Origin of the sequence: Flavobacterium sp., from assembly GCF_043773265.1 — a bacterium.
Taxonomy (GTDB): domain Bacteria; phylum Bacteroidota; class Bacteroidia; order Flavobacteriales; family Flavobacteriaceae; genus Flavobacterium.
In genome coordinates this window covers 1-18,496 of the sequence record NZ_JAYVFH010000095.1, presented here as the reverse complement: position 1 = coordinate 18,496, position 18,496 = coordinate 1, and the positions used below count along the sequence as shown (strand labels likewise).

17 protein-coding genes are annotated in these 18,496 nt (G+C 31.5%); all 17 read left to right on the top strand.

Features of this window, described 5'->3' with window-relative positions; genetic code table 11:
* Window positions 1–215 precede the first annotated feature (215 nt).
* Window positions 216–1,451, top strand: coding sequence for a M20 family metallo-hydrolase (locus tag ACH2BO_RS05055; RefSeq protein ID WP_395043660.1), 1,236 nt, complete (start codon window positions 216–218; stop codon window positions 1,449–1,451).
* Window positions 1,452–1,552: 101 nt separating this feature from the next.
* Window positions 1,553–2,818, top strand: a complete 1,266-nt coding sequence (locus ACH2BO_RS05050; protein ID WP_395043659.1) for a Y-family DNA polymerase — start codon at window positions 1,553–1,555, stop codon at window positions 2,816–2,818.
* Between the two features lie 15 nt (window positions 2,819–2,833).
* Window positions 2,834–3,265, top strand: coding sequence for a LexA family protein (locus ACH2BO_RS05045; RefSeq protein ID WP_395043658.1), 432 nt, complete (start codon window positions 2,834–2,836; stop codon window positions 3,263–3,265).
* Window positions 3,266–3,268: 3 nt separating this feature from the next.
* Complete coding sequence (locus ACH2BO_RS05040) at window positions 3,269–3,703, top strand: DUF6526 family protein (protein ID WP_395043657.1); 435 nt, start codon at window positions 3,269–3,271, stop codon at window positions 3,701–3,703.
* Between the two features lie 161 nt (window positions 3,704–3,864).
* Window positions 3,865–4,626 carry a hypothetical protein gene (locus tag ACH2BO_RS05035; RefSeq protein WP_395043656.1) on the top strand — a complete coding sequence of 254 codons (762 nt, stop codon included), beginning with the start codon at window positions 3,865–3,867 and terminating at the stop codon, window positions 4,624–4,626.
* Between the two features lie 100 nt (window positions 4,627–4,726).
* The gene (locus tag ACH2BO_RS05030; protein ID WP_395043655.1) at window positions 4,727–5,368 is read left to right on the top strand and encodes a hypothetical protein; all 642 of its coding nucleotides are present in this window, start codon (window positions 4,727–4,729) and stop codon (window positions 5,366–5,368) included.
* 63 nt (window positions 5,369–5,431) lie between these two features.
* The gene (locus ACH2BO_RS05025) at window positions 5,432–5,905 is read left to right on the top strand and encodes a DUF488 family protein (RefSeq protein WP_395043654.1); all 474 of its coding nucleotides are present in this window, start codon (window positions 5,432–5,434) and stop codon (window positions 5,903–5,905) included.
* Window positions 5,906–5,966: 61 nt separating this feature from the next.
* Window positions 5,967–6,635 (top strand): recombinase family protein, encoded by a 669-nt coding sequence (locus ACH2BO_RS05020; RefSeq protein ID WP_395043653.1) that lies wholly within the window; start codon window positions 5,967–5,969, stop codon window positions 6,633–6,635.
* Between the two features lie 286 nt (window positions 6,636–6,921).
* Window positions 6,922–7,971, top strand: a complete 1,050-nt coding sequence (locus ACH2BO_RS05015; protein ID WP_395043652.1) for a hypothetical protein — start codon at window positions 6,922–6,924, stop codon at window positions 7,969–7,971.
* Window positions 7,972–8,052: 81 nt separating this feature from the next.
* Window positions 8,053–8,253: a helix-turn-helix domain-containing protein gene (locus tag ACH2BO_RS05010; protein ID WP_395043651.1), complete on the top strand. Its 201-nt coding sequence runs from the start codon at window positions 8,053–8,055 to the stop codon at window positions 8,251–8,253.
* An 11-nt stretch (window positions 8,254–8,264) separates the two neighbouring features.
* Window positions 8,265–9,359 carry an AAA family ATPase gene (locus ACH2BO_RS05005; RefSeq protein ID WP_395043650.1) on the top strand — a complete coding sequence of 365 codons (1,095 nt, stop codon included), beginning with the start codon at window positions 8,265–8,267 and terminating at the stop codon, window positions 9,357–9,359.
* Window position 9,360: 1 nt separating this feature from the next.
* Complete coding sequence (locus tag ACH2BO_RS05000; RefSeq protein ID WP_395043649.1) at window positions 9,361–10,041, top strand: DUF4276 family protein; 681 nt, start codon at window positions 9,361–9,363, stop codon at window positions 10,039–10,041.
* Window position 10,042: 1 nt separating this feature from the next.
* Window positions 10,043–12,382, top strand: coding sequence for an EcoAI/FtnUII family type I restriction enzme subunit R (gene hsdR / locus ACH2BO_RS04995; RefSeq protein WP_395043648.1), 2,340 nt, complete (start codon window positions 10,043–10,045; stop codon window positions 12,380–12,382).
* 6 nt (window positions 12,383–12,388) lie between these two features.
* On the top strand, window positions 12,389–13,879 hold the full coding sequence (locus ACH2BO_RS04990; RefSeq protein ID WP_395043647.1) for an N-6 DNA methylase: 1,491 nt from the start codon (window positions 12,389–12,391) through the stop codon (window positions 13,877–13,879).
* On the top strand, window positions 13,869–15,689 hold the full coding sequence (locus ACH2BO_RS04985; RefSeq protein WP_395043646.1) for a restriction endonuclease subunit S: 1,821 nt from the start codon (window positions 13,869–13,871) through the stop codon (window positions 15,687–15,689). The genes ACH2BO_RS04990 and ACH2BO_RS04985 overlap by 11 nt, the downstream gene beginning before the upstream one ends.
* Window positions 15,690–15,719: 30 nt before the next feature.
* Window positions 15,720–17,501 carry a DUF262 domain-containing protein gene (locus ACH2BO_RS04980; RefSeq protein WP_395043645.1) on the top strand — a complete coding sequence of 594 codons (1,782 nt, stop codon included), beginning with the start codon at window positions 15,720–15,722 and terminating at the stop codon, window positions 17,499–17,501.
* Window positions 17,502–17,675: 174 nt separating this feature from the next.
* Window positions 17,676–18,496: hypothetical protein (locus ACH2BO_RS04975; protein ID WP_395043644.1), on the top strand; the 821-nt coding region annotated here is incomplete at its 3' end.

The window sequence follows — 18,496 nt, the reverse complement described above, 5'->3', positions numbered from 1 at the left end:
GTGCAAATTGGTTTGTCCAGTCGACGAATGTATCACTATGGAAGAACACCGAGTTGCACCAGAATATGTGAATTGGAAAGATTGGCAAAAACAAGGTTTACCTTTAAATGATCATTAAAAAATTATTTTAAATTTTAAATGTTGAATTTTAAATTGAAGCTAATAATTTCAATCACATTTTCATTTAAAATTTAGAATTCAAAATTTAGAATAATATGAATATTAATCCCACTCGACTTCAACAACATTTCGAAGCAATGAGCTTAATTGGTAAAATTGGAGAAACCGGAACCTGTCGACCAGCGCATACCCAATTAGAAAAACAAGGATTCGAACTTGCCGCTTCTTGGATGGAAACAGCAGGAATGAAAACACATATCGACAATTTTGGAAACCTTATTGGTCGTTTGGAAGGCAAAAACCCAGATTTACCAGTATTAATGATGGGTTCACATCTCGATTCCCAACCTTATGGAGGACGATTTGATGGTGTTGCTGGAGTTTTATGCGCTATTGAAGTTGTTGCAACTTTATCCGAAAACGGAATTGTTCCCGAACGAAGCATCGAAGTCATTTCCTTTGCCGATGAAGAAGGTTGGCGTTTTAATAAAGGATTATTTGGTTCACGAGGCATTTTAGGAAAACTCGAGGAAGGCGAATTACAACGCGCCGACAAAGATGGAATCACACGCGAACAAGCACTCAAGGATTTTGGTTGCGACATCACAAAATTTAAGGAATCCGAATACAAACCCGGAAGCATCTTTTGTTTTTTAGAATTACACATTGAGCAAGGACCAATTCTTGATTTGGACAACAAACCCATTGGAGTTGTTTCAGGTATTTCGGGACCATTATGGTGGACAGTAAAACTAAAAGGAATGGCAGGACACACAGGTTCTGTACCAATGCCTATCAGAAAAGATGCATTAGTTGGTGCAGCCGAAATTATTGTGGCTGTTAACGAAATAGCTACTCAAGTTCCAGGCAATCCAACGGTTGGGACTGTAGGAACATTAAATGTTTTTCCTGCTTCACGAAATATTATTCCCGAAGAAGTTATTTTTACAGTTGATCTTCGCGACATCGATTTGGAAAGAAGAAATCGTTACGAAAAACAACTTCGTGACCGAATAGAATCCATTACTCAAAAACACCAACTCACTTATTCTATATCGGAAGATACCAAAAGCGATCCGCGTTATTGTGCCGATTGGATAAAAGAAATCATTCATAACCAATGTAAAACATTAAACTTAGATGCGCCAGAATTGATGAGTGGTCCATTTCACGACGCTTTAGCATTATCTTATGTTTGTGATTACGGAATGATTTTCGTGCGCTGCAAAGATGGTATCAGCCACAATCCATTAGAGTATTCCTCTTACGAAGATTTAGCAATAGGTGCCAATGTAATGTTGGGAACCGTTTTGGAGATTTTGAAGAAATAAAAAACTCAATAAACTATCAAAAGCAATTTTGATGGTTTTTTAGTTATCAACAATAACAAATTTTAACTTTCGTATAATTGACTATTGAGTAACTTTACAAAATGTATGCTTTAGTTGATTGTAATAATTTTTATGCTTCGTGCGAACGTGTTTTTCAACCTCGATATAATGGAAAACCAGTTGTTATTTTGTCTAATAACGACGGTTGCATTATTTCTAGAAGTGACGAAGCAAAGAAATTGGGCATTCCAATGGGAGCACCAGAATTTAAAATTAGACAAGAATTATTTGATAAAAATGTAAAAGTTTTTTCTTCTAATTATGCACTCTATGGCGATTTAAGTAATCGTGTAATGAAAATTCTAGAACAATTTACACCAAATACAGAAATTTATAGTATTGACGAAAGTTTCATGAATTTTGACGGAATGAACATTGCAGATTATCATAATTATGGTTTGCAAATGAAACAACGTGTGCAAAAATGGGTTGGAATTCCGGTTTGTGTTGGCTTTGCTCCTACCAAAGCATTATCAAAAGTTGCCAACAGAATTGCTAAAAAATATCAAGAGAGAACACAAGGAATTTATGTAATTGATGATGATGAAAAACGAATTAAAGCATTAAAATGGACTAAAATAGAAGACGTTTGGGGAATTGGTTCACGATTGAAAAAGAAAATGCAAGCACAAAATATTCTAACAGCTTTTGATTTTACATTGCCGCAAAACGAAAATTTCATCAAGAAAGAAATGGGAGTTGTTGGCATCAGATTAAAATATGAACTAGAAGGAAAATCGGTTTTAGAACTTGAAGAACCAACAGACAAGAAAAATATTGCAACCACAAGAAGTTTTGAAGGAAACATTACAACCTTTAACGAAATGAAAGAACGCGTTTCAACCTTTGCAACAGTTTGTGCAGAGAAATTACGCAAACAAAATTCGTGTTGCTATGGTGTAATTTTATATGTTCGGAAAGACAAATACAAAGTCGATTTACAAAAATATAATTTCTACAAAATGGAAACTCTTCCTTATGCTTCCAATTCTAGTTTAACCATAAGTAACTTAGCTGTAAAAATGCTAAAAGAAATCTTTGAAGAAGGTGAAATTTATAAAAAAGCAGGAATTATAGTTACACAGATTATTCCGCAAGATCAAAAGCAATTTCATTTATTTGAAGAAGAAAATCCAAAACATTTAAAGTTAATGCAAGTTATAGATGCACATCAAAAGAAAACCGGCGAACGCAAAATACGCTTTGGCAATCAAGATTTGCAACGCACTTGGAAAATGAAACAAAATAATTTATCACCAAAATATACCACCGATTTTAAAGATATTATGAAGGTAAAATGTATCTAATTTGAAGAAAAATATATGAAAAAAAACAACCTAACTTTCTTCTTACCAGATTTAGAAAATCCTATAGAATTACCATTTATAGAAGCTGGAATAAAAGCAGGATTTCCATCGCCAGCAGCCGATTTTGACGAAGCTAAAATATCATTAGATAATGTTTTAGTAAAAAATAGAGAAGCCACATTTTATGCCAAAGCAAGCGGAACATCAATGATTGGCGCAGGAATTGACGATGGTGATATTCTAGTAATTGACAGAAGCATAGAACCACAAAATAATAAAATTGCAATATGTTTTATAGATGGCGAATTTACTGTAAAACGAATTCTTGTAGAAAAAGATTGTGTGTATCTTATGCCAGAAAATAAAGCTTACCAACCCATAAAAGTTACTGATGAAAACGAGTTAATCATTTGGGGAATTGTTACTTATGTAATTAAAAATGTTTAAAATATGAAAGTACAATCTTATAAAAATCACATACGTTTTTACACGCCACATCATTTTGTTTATTATCCAATTTTGATTGCTTTTTTAACAGCAAGTATTTATTTCAGTTTTACTAAACCAGAAAAATTAGTTTGGATATTTATTAGCGTTGTGTTTGTATTTTTATTTTATTTGGCATTTATGTTGCGTCAACATTATGCATTGGTATTACAAAACCGAATTATACGACTAGAAATAAGATACAATTATTTCATAGTAACAGGAAAGAGATTTGAAGAAATAGAGTATCAATTTAATGACAGTCAATTGTTTGCTTTACGATTTGCATCGGATGATGAACTTGTTTCGCTAGTAGAAAAAAGTATTAAAGAAAAATTATCTGGCGATGAAATAAAAAAAGCAATTAAAAATTGGAAACCAGATCACGAAAGAGTGTAAATTAAAAAACCTCTGATTTCTCAGAGGTTTGTACCCAATAAGGAACTAATTACGAACCAAATCTATGTAGATTTTAAGAAACTCTACGATTTAAAACCAATTTTAGAAGAAGTTGGCTTATACCCTATTACAAGTAAACTTAACTTACAGATAGGCGTATAATGAAAAAATTTACCAATATACCAGTATCATTAATTCAGTACGCTTTGGTTAATCGCAAAATTAGTCATTTAAAGTTGTATATACATCTTAAACTGGAAGATAATGGATATGTTGAGTACAATAAGAGCAGTTGCAAAAAATGGGCGGAGGATATAGGAATGCACGAGAAAACAGTAAAAAAATCATTAGATTGGTTAATTGAAAACAAGTGGATTACAGGCAACAGAAAAAGAAGTGTATTAAGAATTATCAGTTATAGAAATTTATCATTAAAATTAGATTTAAGTTTAAAAACAGGTTATTTATTTGAACCTGAAAACTACAAAAACTTTAAAGCACTATGCTGTGCAGTTGTCATTTGTTATTATTTATGTAAAAAACGTTATTTCAATAGACGGTCGGGAAATATTAAGGGTTTTCCCATTACGAACAGTCAGAAATCAAACGGATTTTATCCTATGGCAAATGGATATTTAGCAAAGTGTTTGAATATTTCTATTTCAACGGCTTGTAGATACAAACAAGATGCAGAAGAGGTAGGATATATTAAAACCAAAAGAAGTTTTAGTTTTTTAGAAGATAGAAGTGGAAATCGTGCGAAATCTGAATGCTTTGAAGTTGTTAAGTATGTGAATAATTTAGAGGGTTTGCCAAATCGTATCAGAAAAGGCAAAAAATACCTAAAACAAGTTGAAGCCGACTTAATTCATAGTTGTATAAAATGCAAGAAAAAGCATTATGAAAGTAAAGGAAAAAAGTGAAAAGGATATTAGGGTTTTTATTTGACAAGAAATAGCAACCGCTAAAACCTGTGCAATTTATTGAAATGTAAAATGATTTGAAAATATTAAAAACAATGTTATGAATCTGTTTGTAGAAAAAATAGAAAACGAAAGAACAGAAAAAAGTTTACAAAACTTAACATTAAGTGTAGAACCATTTGATGTTATTAGGCATTTATTAAATCCTGAATATTATATTACGCAAGAAGATATTGCAAGGTTGAACTTGCGAGAAAGAGAATTACTTTCTTACGAAGTAAGTCAAAGATTAGGTTCTATCTATAATTCACAAGAATATGAGTTGGAAGCAAAGAAGTATGAGAATGTACTAATTGAAAAAAGTAGAAATAGAAGTTGGGATAGCAACCACGCAAGGATTAAAAGCACGATAGAGAATTTATTGGAGGAAAGAGGAAGTATGCCAACTATAACGGAGTTAGCATCTATTACAAGCCTGTCAAGGCAAACCATATCAAAACATTTAGAACAATTTGAAATGGGAGAATATCTGAAAGAAGAAATGCAGATGTTCAATATTATGTTCAGTAATTTAATGGTTGCATTGTACCAATCAGGAAAAGAGGGCAATATCAATGCTATCAAACTGTTTGCAGAAATTTTAGAAAAGCGAAATTCAGGCGGAAATACTTTTAATATCAAAAACCAGCAAATTAATGTAATGTTGAAAGAATTAATTTCAAAAAACTTGAGTAATATTTAATCGAAAACTTGTAGTACCAAGCTGTTAAAAGTAGATTTACATTGTAATAATAAATTTAAAACAATGATTAACAGCAAATTATATAGTATAGGATACGGAAATAGAAGTATGAAACAATTTATCGAAATACTTCAAAAAAACGATATTCAGTTATTGGTAGATGTAAGAACAAATCCAGTATCAAGATTTAAACCTGAATTTAATTCTAAAGCATTTCAAGTTACATTATCAGAATACGGAATACAGTACATCAACAAAGTTGAATTAGGTGGAAAGCCAAAGAGTGAAGAATTTTACCAAAATGGAAAATTAGACTATGATAAACTCCGAAAGTCAATTCCATACTTAAAAGGAATAGAGTATTTAGAAAGAGGTTTAGAGTTTGGGTACAGAATGGTTGTAATGTGTTCTGAATTAGATTTTAATAATTGCCACAGAAATAATTTGATTGGAGAGGATATGAACCGCAGAGGTTGGGAAGTAATACATATCAATAAACAGGGCGAACCTCAACTACACCAAACAGGGCTTTTTTAAGTCCTTTTTTATTTTTTAGAATACTAATGCTTATTAAATCTCCTTTTCACAAATATTAGCAATGTCAAAATTCGTAAGTTATTACAGGGTATCGACCCAAAAACAAGGAAATTCAGGGCTTGGACTTGAAGCACAAAAAAGTACAATTCAAAATTATCTGAAAGAGATTGAACCAATAGCAGAGTTTACCGATATTGAAAGTGGAACAAGTAAAGGAAATGATAGGCAGGGTTTGAAAGATGCAATTCAATACTGCGAAAAATACAATGCAAAACTTATTATTGCAAAATTGGATAGGTTGAGCCGAAGTGTTTCTTTTATTGCTCAATTAATGGAAAATGATATTGAGTTTGTAATTTGCGACCAACCACAAGCAAACCGATTTACAATACATATTTTTTCTGCACTTGCCGAACAGGAAGCGAGATTTATAAGCGAGAGAACAAAATCAGCGTTAGCAGAATTAAAAAAGAAAGGCGTAAAATTAGGAAGTCCACAAAATCTAACTGACCAATCAAGAGCCAATAGTTTAGAAGTCAGAAAACAAAATGCTATCCAAAACGAGAATAGCAGGAAAGCAGGGGCGTTAATTGTAAGTTTTCGACAAAGTGGAAAATCATTTTATCAGATTACAAAGGAAATCAACGAATTAGGGTTTAAAACACGGACAAATAAACCATTCCATCAGGCTCAAGTAAAAACTTTATTTGATAGGTATAAAATAATTTAGGATTAAAATATTTAGTATAAATACTTATCTTTACAGCCAATTTTTAAAACAATAAAAAAATATAAGAACATAAAAAAGGTTAAATAACATATAGATATTGCGTTTTGCAATTCGTTTTTCTACTCAAATACTGGTAATATTAATAGACAAAAGCGAATGATTGTAGGAAGCCCCAAACTGGGGTGCTTCTGCTTCATTGCTTTTGTGGGTTATACCAGTAACCTGAGTAGAGGATGTTGTTAGTTAGCACTCCTTTTATTTTCGGTAAACTCAAAATCTATTAATTATGACAAATCCAAATTTAACCAGTACAAAACAATCTATTTTCAAAATTGCAAAATGGATTTTATCAGTAATTTTCGTATTCGCAATATTAGGCTCTTTACTCGACAAGGCTTTTTTATCAGCGGTAATTTTTCTTATAATTGCACTTCTTTTAATGCCTCCACTTACTGAATTTTGGAAGTCAAAATTTAACTTTTTGAATAATAAACTAATCAAAGGCGGTTTATTATTTGTTTTGTTTGTTGTTGGTGTAACTGCAAATCCTAACATTTCAAAAAATAATTCAAAAACAAACCAGTTCAGCAGTTCCGATGAAATGGAATTTGAGGACAAAGAAGACATCTTAATAGACTATGTGAAGAAAAACATAACTACTGACAAGTCTATTCAAAATATTTCAAAATTGGGCGAAATAGGAGAGTTTTTTAACAAGGGTAATTACTCGACAGTTTATCCAAATGACGGATATATTTCAGAACAAATGGATAGTTTAAGCAAAAAGAAAATATTGGTTTTCAATCCAAGATTTGATTTTGAAAGTGAAAACACCTATTTATTAAACGATGCTAAAAATGGAAAATTAGTAGATTATATAATACATTTTGAAGTTGATAATAGCGGAAAAATTGTATCCAAAAAAACATATATTACCTATTCCAAAACTGGAAAAGTAGAATATGAAAATAACAAAGTTCCTGATTATAACACTTTGATTGACAAGAAAATTATTGAAAATCAAAAATTGAATAACGATGCGGAAGTATTAGTGGCAAAACAACAGGAGGCTAACGAGAAGAGAAAGAAAGAATTTGAAGAAAAATGTTTAGATGGTTGGGACGGTTCACATACTGAATTGGTTAGAATGAGAAAGAAAACAATGGGCAATCCGAAAAGTTTTGAACACGTTGAAACCACATACAGACTTTTTGGAGATTATGCCGTTGTTTATATGAAATACAGAGGGGAAAATAGTTTTGGAGCAGTAATATTAACCAGTTTAACGGCAAAAGTTAGTTTGGAGGACTGTTCGGTAATTTCAGTTGAAGAGTGATTGACATTGATGGTAAATAATTTTGTGAATTGCTACTTTTGAGTTACATTCGCATTAATTTTCTTTAATAAAATATTTTGTATGGAAATCGATGTCGGAAAATTGATTAAAGAAGCAAGAGAAAAACAAAACTTGACCCAAGAGCAACTAGCTCAAAAGGTTGGTAAAAAAAGAAGTTATATTTCAAGAATAGAGGGAGAGGAAGGAGCCAATATAAAATTAAAAACTCTAATCGATATTGTTGAGAAAGGATTTCAAGGAAAAATAACCATTGAATTGTAGTCAGTCATATTATGATAAATAATATCCAAATAGAGGGTTATAAATCAATTAAAAAAATAGATTTAGACCTAGAACCAATTAATATTTTAATAGGTTCAAACGGTGTTGGTAAATCCAATTTCATTTCCTTTTTTAAATTAATAAATAATATCTACGAACAGAGATTAGAAAATTATTCTTTAAAAAAAGGAGCAGAAACTTTGTTGCATTTCGGAACTAAAAACACTTTTGAAATAAAATCAAGGTTGGTTTTTAACAATACGAATGCTTATATATTCTCGTTACAAGCAACAGATAGCAACACTCTAATTTTAGGCTATGAAAACGGGGCTTTTAACAGTGAAAAAGGAAGCGAGTTTTCATATAAAAACACTTGGTTCTCAAAGCAAATAAGTTACAATTCTAAAGAAAGTAAACTAAAAAATTCAACAGAAAATATTGCAAAGTGGGTAAATTCATATCTAAATAGTTTTAAGATATATCATTTTCACGATACAAGCGATACCGCACCTTTAAGAACTCCTGCAACTATAAATGACAATATAATTTTAAGAGAAGACGGAGGGAATTTAGCAGCGTTTTTATATTTCTTACAAGAAAAACACAATAAGCATTTTAGAAGAATTGAGCATTTAATAAAATCTGTTGCTCCGTATTTTGAGAAATTTCAGTTGCAACCCGATAGATTGAATGAAGAAAGAATTAATTTAGAGTGGAGGGAAATAAACCACCCTGACATTCCTTTTAATGCTATGCAGTTTTCTGATGGTACTTTACGATTTATAGCATTAGCTACTTTGCTTATGCAACCTGATATGCCTGAAATAATTATAATTGACGAACCTGAATTGGGTTTGCACCCTGTTGCAATAAACACTCTTGCAGGATTGATTAAAAAAGCATCCGCTAAAAGTCAAATTATCATATCCACGCAATCGGTTAATTTAGTAGGAAATTTTGAACCTGAAAACATTATAACAGTTGATAGAGTTGATAGTCAGTCAGTTTTTAACAGATTAGAAAAAGGTAATTTAGATAATTGGTTATCCGATTTTACATTAGGCGACCTTTGGCAAAAAAATATTATTAAAGGACAGCCGTATTAATATGAAAAGAGTTCATTGCATCGTTGAGGGACAAACAGAGGTAAAAGTATTTTATTCTATTTTGGCTCCCTATATACACACCAAAACTGGGGTTTATATTGAGATTACACCTATTAAGCATTCAGGAGGAGGAATTGTTAAATATTCAAAATTACTTCCCGAATTAAGAAATCATCTTGCGGATAAAGACAAAATCCTAACTACTTTTTTTGATTATTATGGGATTTTAGAAAAACATAATTATCCAAAGTACAAAGAAGCTAAAATTGACCAACCCAACGGAAAAATTGGCGTGGAATTGATGGAACAAGGCTTAAAAGATGATTTGGCACAAAATGGCATTAATGTAAAAAATTTCATACCTTACATTCAATTGCACGAGTTTGAAGCATTACTTTTTTCGTCAGAAGATGGATTTGAATTTCAATATGATGATGAAAAAGTTTTACGAGAATTAAAATCAATTGCCCCTCGTTACGAAACTCCCGAAGACATAAATGACAGTCCAACTACTGCACCATCAAAAAGAATTATTGCTATTTTGGAGAGAAATGGAGATAAGTATGAAAAAGTAATCGATGGAGATGCAATTGCTACTATTATTGGAATTGAAACAATGTTAGAAAAGTGTCCAAGATTTAAAGTTTGGGTAGAAACTTTAATTGCAAAAATTCAAGAATAATTTGAAATACTCCGAACACGACACAAGAGCCAAATTTATTGACCCACAGCTAAAACAAGCTAATTGGGAGGAGCATTGCATTGTTCGGGAATATTATTTTACTGATGGTAGAAAACTTTCAGGAAACAAAAGAGGAGAAAGGCTTTTCGTAGATTATTTGTTGCGGTTTCAAAATGTTTCTTTAGCAATTATCGAGGCTAAAAAGTATGACAAAGAGCCAACGAACGGATTACAACAAGCGATAGATTATGCTCAAAAACTGAATATAGATTTCGTTTTTTCAACAAATGGGAAACAAATTTATGAGTTTTCGTTACTTACTGGAAAAGGTCAGTTTATTGATTGCTACCCTACTCCGACTGAATTGTATCAAAAGAGATTTTCAAAAATTGATAATCTACAAAAGCAATTATTAGAAATCCCTTTTTATTTATCAGGCGATTTTAAACCTCGCTATTATCAAGAAATTGCAGTAAGCAAGGTAATGGAAGCCATTACAGATGATAAGAAAAGAATTTTACTCACATTAGCAACAGGAACTGGTAAAACGTTTATTGCTTTTCAAATTGCTTATAAACTTTTTACGGCTCGTTGGAATATTGATAAAACAGTTAGAAGACCTCGAATACTATTTTTAGCCGATAGAAACATACTTGCCGACCAAGCCATTAATACATTCAATCCATTAGAAAAAGATTTGGTAAAAATCAATGGAGATGAAATAAGAAGCAGAAACGGTAAAGTGCCAACAAATGCAAATATATTTTTTGCCATTTATCAAGCCATTGCAGAAAAGGAAAATATTGGAGGTTATTACAAACAATATCCGAGTGATTTTTTTGATTTGATTATAATTGATGAATGTCATCGTGGATCCAGTAACGAAGTTGGAACGTGGAGAAATATTTTAGATTATTTTAAAACTGCGGTTCATTTGGGACTTACAGCCACACCAAAACGAAGCGACAATGTAGATACTTATAATTATTTTGGTAAACCAATTTATGAATATTCGTTGAAAGATGGAATTAACGACGGTTTTCTAACACCATACAAAGTAAAAAGGATACGCACCAATATTGACGAATATATTCCAACCAAAGACGATGTTGTAGTTAGCGGAGAATTAGAAGATAGAATGTATAATTTATCGGATTTTGAAAATAAAATTATAGTTGAAGACCGAACCAATTTAATTGCGAAAGCCATATTGGATAACATCAGAGAAATGGATAAAACCATTATTTTCTGTGTAAATCAGCAACACGCTCTAAATATGCGTGATGCTATCAACAAATACAAAACAGTCAATGACCCTTTTTATTGTGTAAGAATTACAAGTGATGAGGGCGACAACGGAAGAACACTTTTAGAAAAATTTCAGGATAACGACAAAGATATTCCGACAATTTTAACCTCTTCGCAAATGCTTACTACTGGCGTTGATGCAAGAAATGTTAGAAACGTGGTATTGGTTAGATTGATTAATTCAATGGTAGAGTTTAAGCAAATTGTAGGGCGAGGTACTCGAATTTTTGAGGGCAAAGATTTTTTTACAATTATAGATTTTACAGGAGCAAGTAACAAATTTTATGATGATGAGTGGGACGGTTTGCCCGATGTTCCCCCCGATGATATAATTATTGACGGAGATATTACTGTTCCAAAACCACCGAAAGAGCCAAAACCATACCAACCAACAACACCTGAAAATCCTGATGGAGGAGATTTTGAACCTGAAACAAAAAAAGAAAAAATTGTAGTAAAATTAAGCAATGGCAGACAATTAAAAATTACTGATATTGAAGTTCGTTATGTGGGAGAAGACGGAAGACCGCTTACAGTTTCTGAATTTTTAGACAAACTCATTCAGTTTTTGCCTAATTTATTTGAAAACGAAGAGCAGTTAAGAACTTTATGGAGCAAACCCGAAACAAGAGAAGAACTATTAGTAAAATTAGGACAGTTGGGATTTGACGATGAGCAAATGGCAACCTTACAGCAACTTTTTGAGGCAGAACAAAGTGATATTTTCGATTTGTTGGCATTCATTAGTTACAATAAAAGCCTTATTACTCGCACCGAAAGAGCCGATGCCACAAGAAAACAAAGTGTTTTCTTTGAAGAATACGAAAACGAGAAAGCACAACAATTTTTATATTTTGTTTTAGAACGATACAAAAAAGACGGAATTGAGGAACTGAAAAGAGATAAACTTTCAGAATTAATTCATTTGAACGGTTTAGGTACAACCAAAGATGCAGCCAAAGTATTTGGTAATGCAAACAATTTAATAAACGCTTTTTATCAGTTACAAGAAGTAATGTACAAAGCAGGATAAACCAGTATGACAATAGTAAGTTTACAATCAAGAATAGATAGAATAACCGATATACTTCGCAGAGATGACGGAATTAGCGGAGCAATGCACTATACCGAACAAATCAGTTGGATTTTGTTTTTAAAATACCTCAACGATTACGAAGAAAGCAAAGCCCAAGACGCTCTAATTGATGGCAAACAGTACAAATATATTATTGATACCAAATACCGTTGGGACGAATGGGCGTATCCACTCAAAGAAAACGGAGAATACGACCTAAAAAATGCTATGGGTGGCGATGATTTAGTAGCGTTTGTAAACAATGAATTGTTTCCTTATTTGCAAAATTTTAAATCAAATTTGCAAGAGGTAAAAAGTGTAAAATACAAAATCGGAGCCATCTTTGAATTTATAAACAATCGTATTGCGAGTGGTCATACTTTGCGTGAGGTTATAGAAAACATTGCAGACCTCAACTTTCAAAGTCAAGAAGACTTGTTTGAGTTGAGCGTTATTTATGAAAACCTGCTTAAAGGTATGGGAAGCGATGGCGGTAACAGTGGCGAATTTTATACGCCTCGTCCAGTCATTAAAGCAATGGTTGAAGTTTTAGAGCCTACGGTAAAAGATACAATTTATGACGGTGCGGTCGGAAGTTCGGGTTTTTTGATACAAGCCTACGATTATGTAATGCTTAAAAAAAACGAATACAGCACCACCCAACTAAAACATATTAAAGAAGATATGTTTTTTGGGAATGAAAAAACACCGTTAGCCTATGTAATGGGCGTTATGAATATGATTTTGCACGGTATTGAAAGCCCAAATATTTACAAACAAAATACTTTAACGCAAAACATACGAGATTTTCAAGAGAAAGACCGCCACTCCATAATTTTGGCAAATCCTCCGTTTGGCGGAAAAGAAAAAAGTGCTATTCAACAAAATTTTTTAGTAGAAAGCACCGCAACCGAATTGTTGTTTATGCAACACTTTATGAAAAAATTAGCCAAAGGCGGAACAGCAGGAATAATAATTCCCGAAGGTGTTTTATTTCAAAACAACAATGCGTTTACGGCTGTTAAACAAGATTTATTGCAGAACTTTAATTTACATACTATTTTGAGTTTACCAGCTGGGGTTTTCTTGCCGTATAGTGCAGTAAAAACAGATGTAGTTTTCTTTGAACGTAAAGGTGGAACGCAAGATATTTGGTACTATGAAATTAATTTAGACAAAAAACTAACCAAAAAAAGCCCAATTCAATATGAGCAATTAGAGGAGTTTGTAAATTTATATAAAAAAAGAACCACCACACCAAACTCTTGGACAGTAAGCATAGATGAAATAAAAAAAAATAATTATAATATCAGTGCAAAAAATCCAGCCAAACAATTTGAGGTTTTACACCAAGCACCAAGCGAAATAATTGCTGACATTCAGACTAATGATAAAAGCATAAATAAACTACTAACCAGTATTAACCAATTAATTGAGCAAGGTTATGAAGAATAATTTGCCAACAGGTTGGGAATATAAAAAATTGGGACTTATTGCCGATATAAATATTGGAAAAACCCCTCCAAGGAGTAATCCTGAATATTTCAAAGGGACAAATGTTTGGCTGTCAATAAGAGATATGAAAACTTTATTTATCAATGAAAGTAGTGAAAAATTAACGAATGAAGCATTAGAAAAATTCAATATTAAAGTAATAAAACAAGGTGCTTTATTGATGAGTTTTAAGCTAACATTAGGAAAATTAGCTTTTGCTAATTGTGATTTATATACTAATGAGGCTATCGCTTCACTTCCGATAAATAAAAACTTTATAAACACAGTTGATAAGAAGTATTTATTTTTTGCATTGCAATTTATTGATTTGGAGGTAGAAATGGATAATGCTGTAAAAGGTAAAACACTTAATAAAGAAAAATTAAAAAATCTTAATATTCCAATTCCACCAATATTAGAACAAAAAGAATTAATCAATATTTTAGAAAAATCATTTGAAAAAATAGACAACGCTATTGTTTTAGTAAAACAAAATATCGAAAAAATTAAACAACTTAATGAAAGTGCATTTAATGAACTTTTTGAAATCAAAAATCTTAATTGGAATAAAAGTGAATTGCAAAATTTGACAACAAAAATAGGTAGTGGTTCAACTCCTACTGGTGGTTATAATTCATATAAAAGTAGCGGTATTCATTTAATAAGAAGTATGAATGTTCACGATGGCGGATTTAGAGAAAAAGGAATTGCATTTATAGATGAAACACAAGCAAAAAAATTAAATAATGTTCAAATTGAAAGCAATGATGTTTTATTAAATATTACTGGAGCATCCGTTGCAAGATGTTGCATTGTCCCTGAAAAATATTTACCTGCAAGAGTAAATCAGCACGTTTCAATTTTAAGAGTAAATCAGAAGATTATTACTCCACAATTTTTATATTACTGTCTGATAAGTCCTTTTTATAAAAAACAGTTGCTGTTAAAATCAGGCGGAGGAGCAACAAGGGAGGCGTTAAGTAAAGCAATGTTGGAAAAATTTCAAATTGGCTTTCCTGACCTTGAGGAACAACAACGCATAGTGTCGCATTTAGACCGCTTAACCCAAAACAACAGCCAACTACTCCAACACTATCAAAAAAAATTAGAGGCATTACAACGGCTTAAAAACAGCGTTTTAGAAAGTGCGTTTAAAGGCGAGTTTAAAAAAGAGCCGAAAGCAAAATCTTTCAACTTGGCATTTTATCAAATGCAGTTAATTGGTTTGAGTATAGATGCCAACAAGCACGATAATATTCCGCAGGGAGAAATGGCGATTGCAAAAGATATGTATTTGTTAGACCGTTTGTTTCAAGTGCCAACAAAGATGAATTTTGTAAACCACAGTTGGGGACCATTTGCCCCTGAAATAAAAAAAGGAATAACAAATAAAACCTATTTTGGTAAAAAGAATTTTCCGAACAGTAAAGCAACCTATGTAGTAACCCAAAACGATGAGGCATTATTTAAAACGGTTTCAGCAGAATTAAAAAGTCAGGTTTTTATTGGGATTAATGAACTTAACAGCAAAGTGTTTTTTAAAGTTTCAATGTACAAAAGAGCAGAAACAAAAGAGTTGTTAGCCACAGTATTAAAGTGCATTGAAGACACCCAAAGCATTGATTTGTCAGTAATTAGACAAGCAATGCAAAACTGGAAGATAGAACAAGGAGAATATAAAACCAAAGCCGAAAAATTTTCTGAAAACAGAACACAACTTGTAATAAAGTTCATTGTGAAAGAAGACTGGCATTTGAAAGTTTTGAAATAGCAGTAATCCAAACCAAAAAACCTATAAATAATGATTGAAACATTTAAACCATCAAGCCTTACAATCAAAGAACTTTTCGGAGATGTAAAAGCATTATATAAAATCCCAACCTATCAACGCCCTTACAAATGGGAAGATGAGCAAGTAGATAAACTTTGGCAGGATATGTGGGAAGCCTATGAAAATGAGGACAAGAATTATTTTTTGGGTTCAATTATTACGGCATTACCAAGAGAAAAATCTTCGTACCACGATGTAGTCGATGGACAGCAACGACTAACTACATTAATGATTTTGTTTTGTGCGTTTAGAAATATCCACCCCGATATAAATAGTAACGGTTCAGATGAGGATTTAGACAATGTAGATATTACAGTTTTAGAAAATTCTATATTTTATAACAACAAGTCAGAACGCCTTAAATTGTTTACTCACGAACAACACAGAAGCGATTTTGAAAGCCTTATAATTCATAACAAGTCGGGCATCAGTCTTAATAAACCTTACAAAAAAGACATTAAAAATGACGAAGAGCCAAAGTATAAATTCATAAATACCTATCTTATATTTCAAGAAAAAATACAAAAATTTTCAAAGGAACAGGCAGGAGATTTTTTAAACTTTATATTCAATCAGGTTATATTAATTCGTATTGACTGCTCAACAAGAGAGTTTGCAATCAAATTATTTCAGGTATTGAACGATAGAGGAATGGATTTGACTTCTGCCGATTTGATTAAAAGTTATTTGTTGGAGAAAATCTTAAAAAAATATAGTGGCGAGGAAGACGTTGAAATGCGTGATGAAAAGGAAAAGCAATTTATGGCTGATTGGCGTTACTGCGAACAGACAATAAAAGATATTGAGGGAACTACCTTAAACGATATGTTTATTATTTATGAATATATGCTTTTGGCATCAAACCCAAAATTTTCATTGGTTGATGAATTGCAAACAAAATTCAAGGAAAGTGATGCAAATGAGATTATTGCAGATTTTAAAAAGTTAGTCGATAAATATAAAAATGAGATATATTTTCAAGAAAATAAATTGCTTTATTCATTCCGCTACATTCGATGGAATATGTATTGGCGAAGTATTTTATTGACAGCATTAATGTATGAATATTCAGATTTTGAAAAATTGTGCAAAGCATTAAGAAGATTTTATTATTTGTATTGGATTGCAGGAAAGACATTGACACAAATTAAGCAAACATCTTTTAATATAATCAAATGGGTAAAAGAGAATAGAACAATTGAAGATATTGAAATAGACTTAAATAAAAAATTAGAAGAGGATAAGGTTATAAGTCAAGCATTGAACGCACTAAAAGAAGATATTTATCAAGAGCCTTGGTGTAAGCCGTTGTTGATTTTAATTGAGTATAATAATTCCGACCATAGTAATCCGTCATTTATAGAATTAAATCAATACCTACACGCAGAACACATTTTACCTAAAGAATACGCAAAGTTTGAAGAGTGGAAACACATTACACCAGTTTTATCAAAACAATGGCTTAATTCGGGAGGAAACTTAACTTTGTTGAGCGGTGCTAAAAACATAGAAGCAAGTAATAATCCTTTTGAAACTAAAATATCTGTTTACATAGGTCGAGGTAAATATGATGATAGGGACTCAAAAATTACGGCATTTAAAATTACACAGGACATTGTAAAAGAATATGATAAAAACACCTATCAAAAGCAATGGAATGAAAAATCAATTATTGATAGATACAATTGGTTTTGTGATGAAGTTGGAGAAATTTTAGACTTTGATACAAGTTCAATTAAGCATATCAGTTAAAAATATTTTATAAAAAGATTGAATTAGAAAGCAAAACCTCAACATTTAACTGTGTTGAGGTTTTTTTATTTCATTATTTTTTATGCTAACAAAAATATAAAATACAAAATTTATATAAATTTATTTTGTTACATCATTTTTTATATTACTTTTACAAAATAAAAAAACAATATTATGGCAGGTTTAGATTTTGTAAAATTAGTAGAATTTAAAAAGCAATTAGACCAAGAAATTCATCAAGAAATGATGGAAGACTTAACCAAAGATTTAATTGGTTTTGTATTAGATGAAGATTTAAAGCAAAGTTTTCGGGAAGAAAAATCTCGAAAATTTACCGAACAATCAAAACGAGTTTTAAGTTATTGGGTTAAGAAAGGGGTTTTAAAACCTGCTGACCGTTCAAAAGAGGGTGCTTGGTTTCAGTTTGATAAAATTGAGTCCATTTGGATTGATATTGTTACTCAAATTAGAGAGTTTGGATTAGATTTAGATAAGTTGCTTATAATTCGAGAAGCACTTTTTACAGAAACTGTACCAAATTTCAGATTGATAGATTTTTGTTTAATGCACTCTATTCTGAAAGAGCCATATTTGATGATTGTTTATCCAAGCGGTAAAATCAGTACAATTTCGCTTGAACTATATTCAAAAACAATTGCAACAGAAAATTTACCTCCGCATTTGGTGTTTAACTTCTTCTATTTGGCAAAAGATATTTTTCCTAACAACAACTTTAATTTAGCATTAAAAGACCCTAAAAGTGCAGATTTAAGTCCTGCCGAAATGAAAATATTATATTATTTGAGAACTGGCGACTTTAAGGATATTAAAGTAAGAATGCAAGAAGGGGAAACATATTTGCTTGAAGTAAGCAGAAAAATTGATACAAATGATAAAATCATTGAAATCATTCGTAATGGTAAATATCAAAACATTGAAATAATTACCGAAAACGGAAAAATCGTTAGCATCAATAGTACCGAAAAAATAAAAAT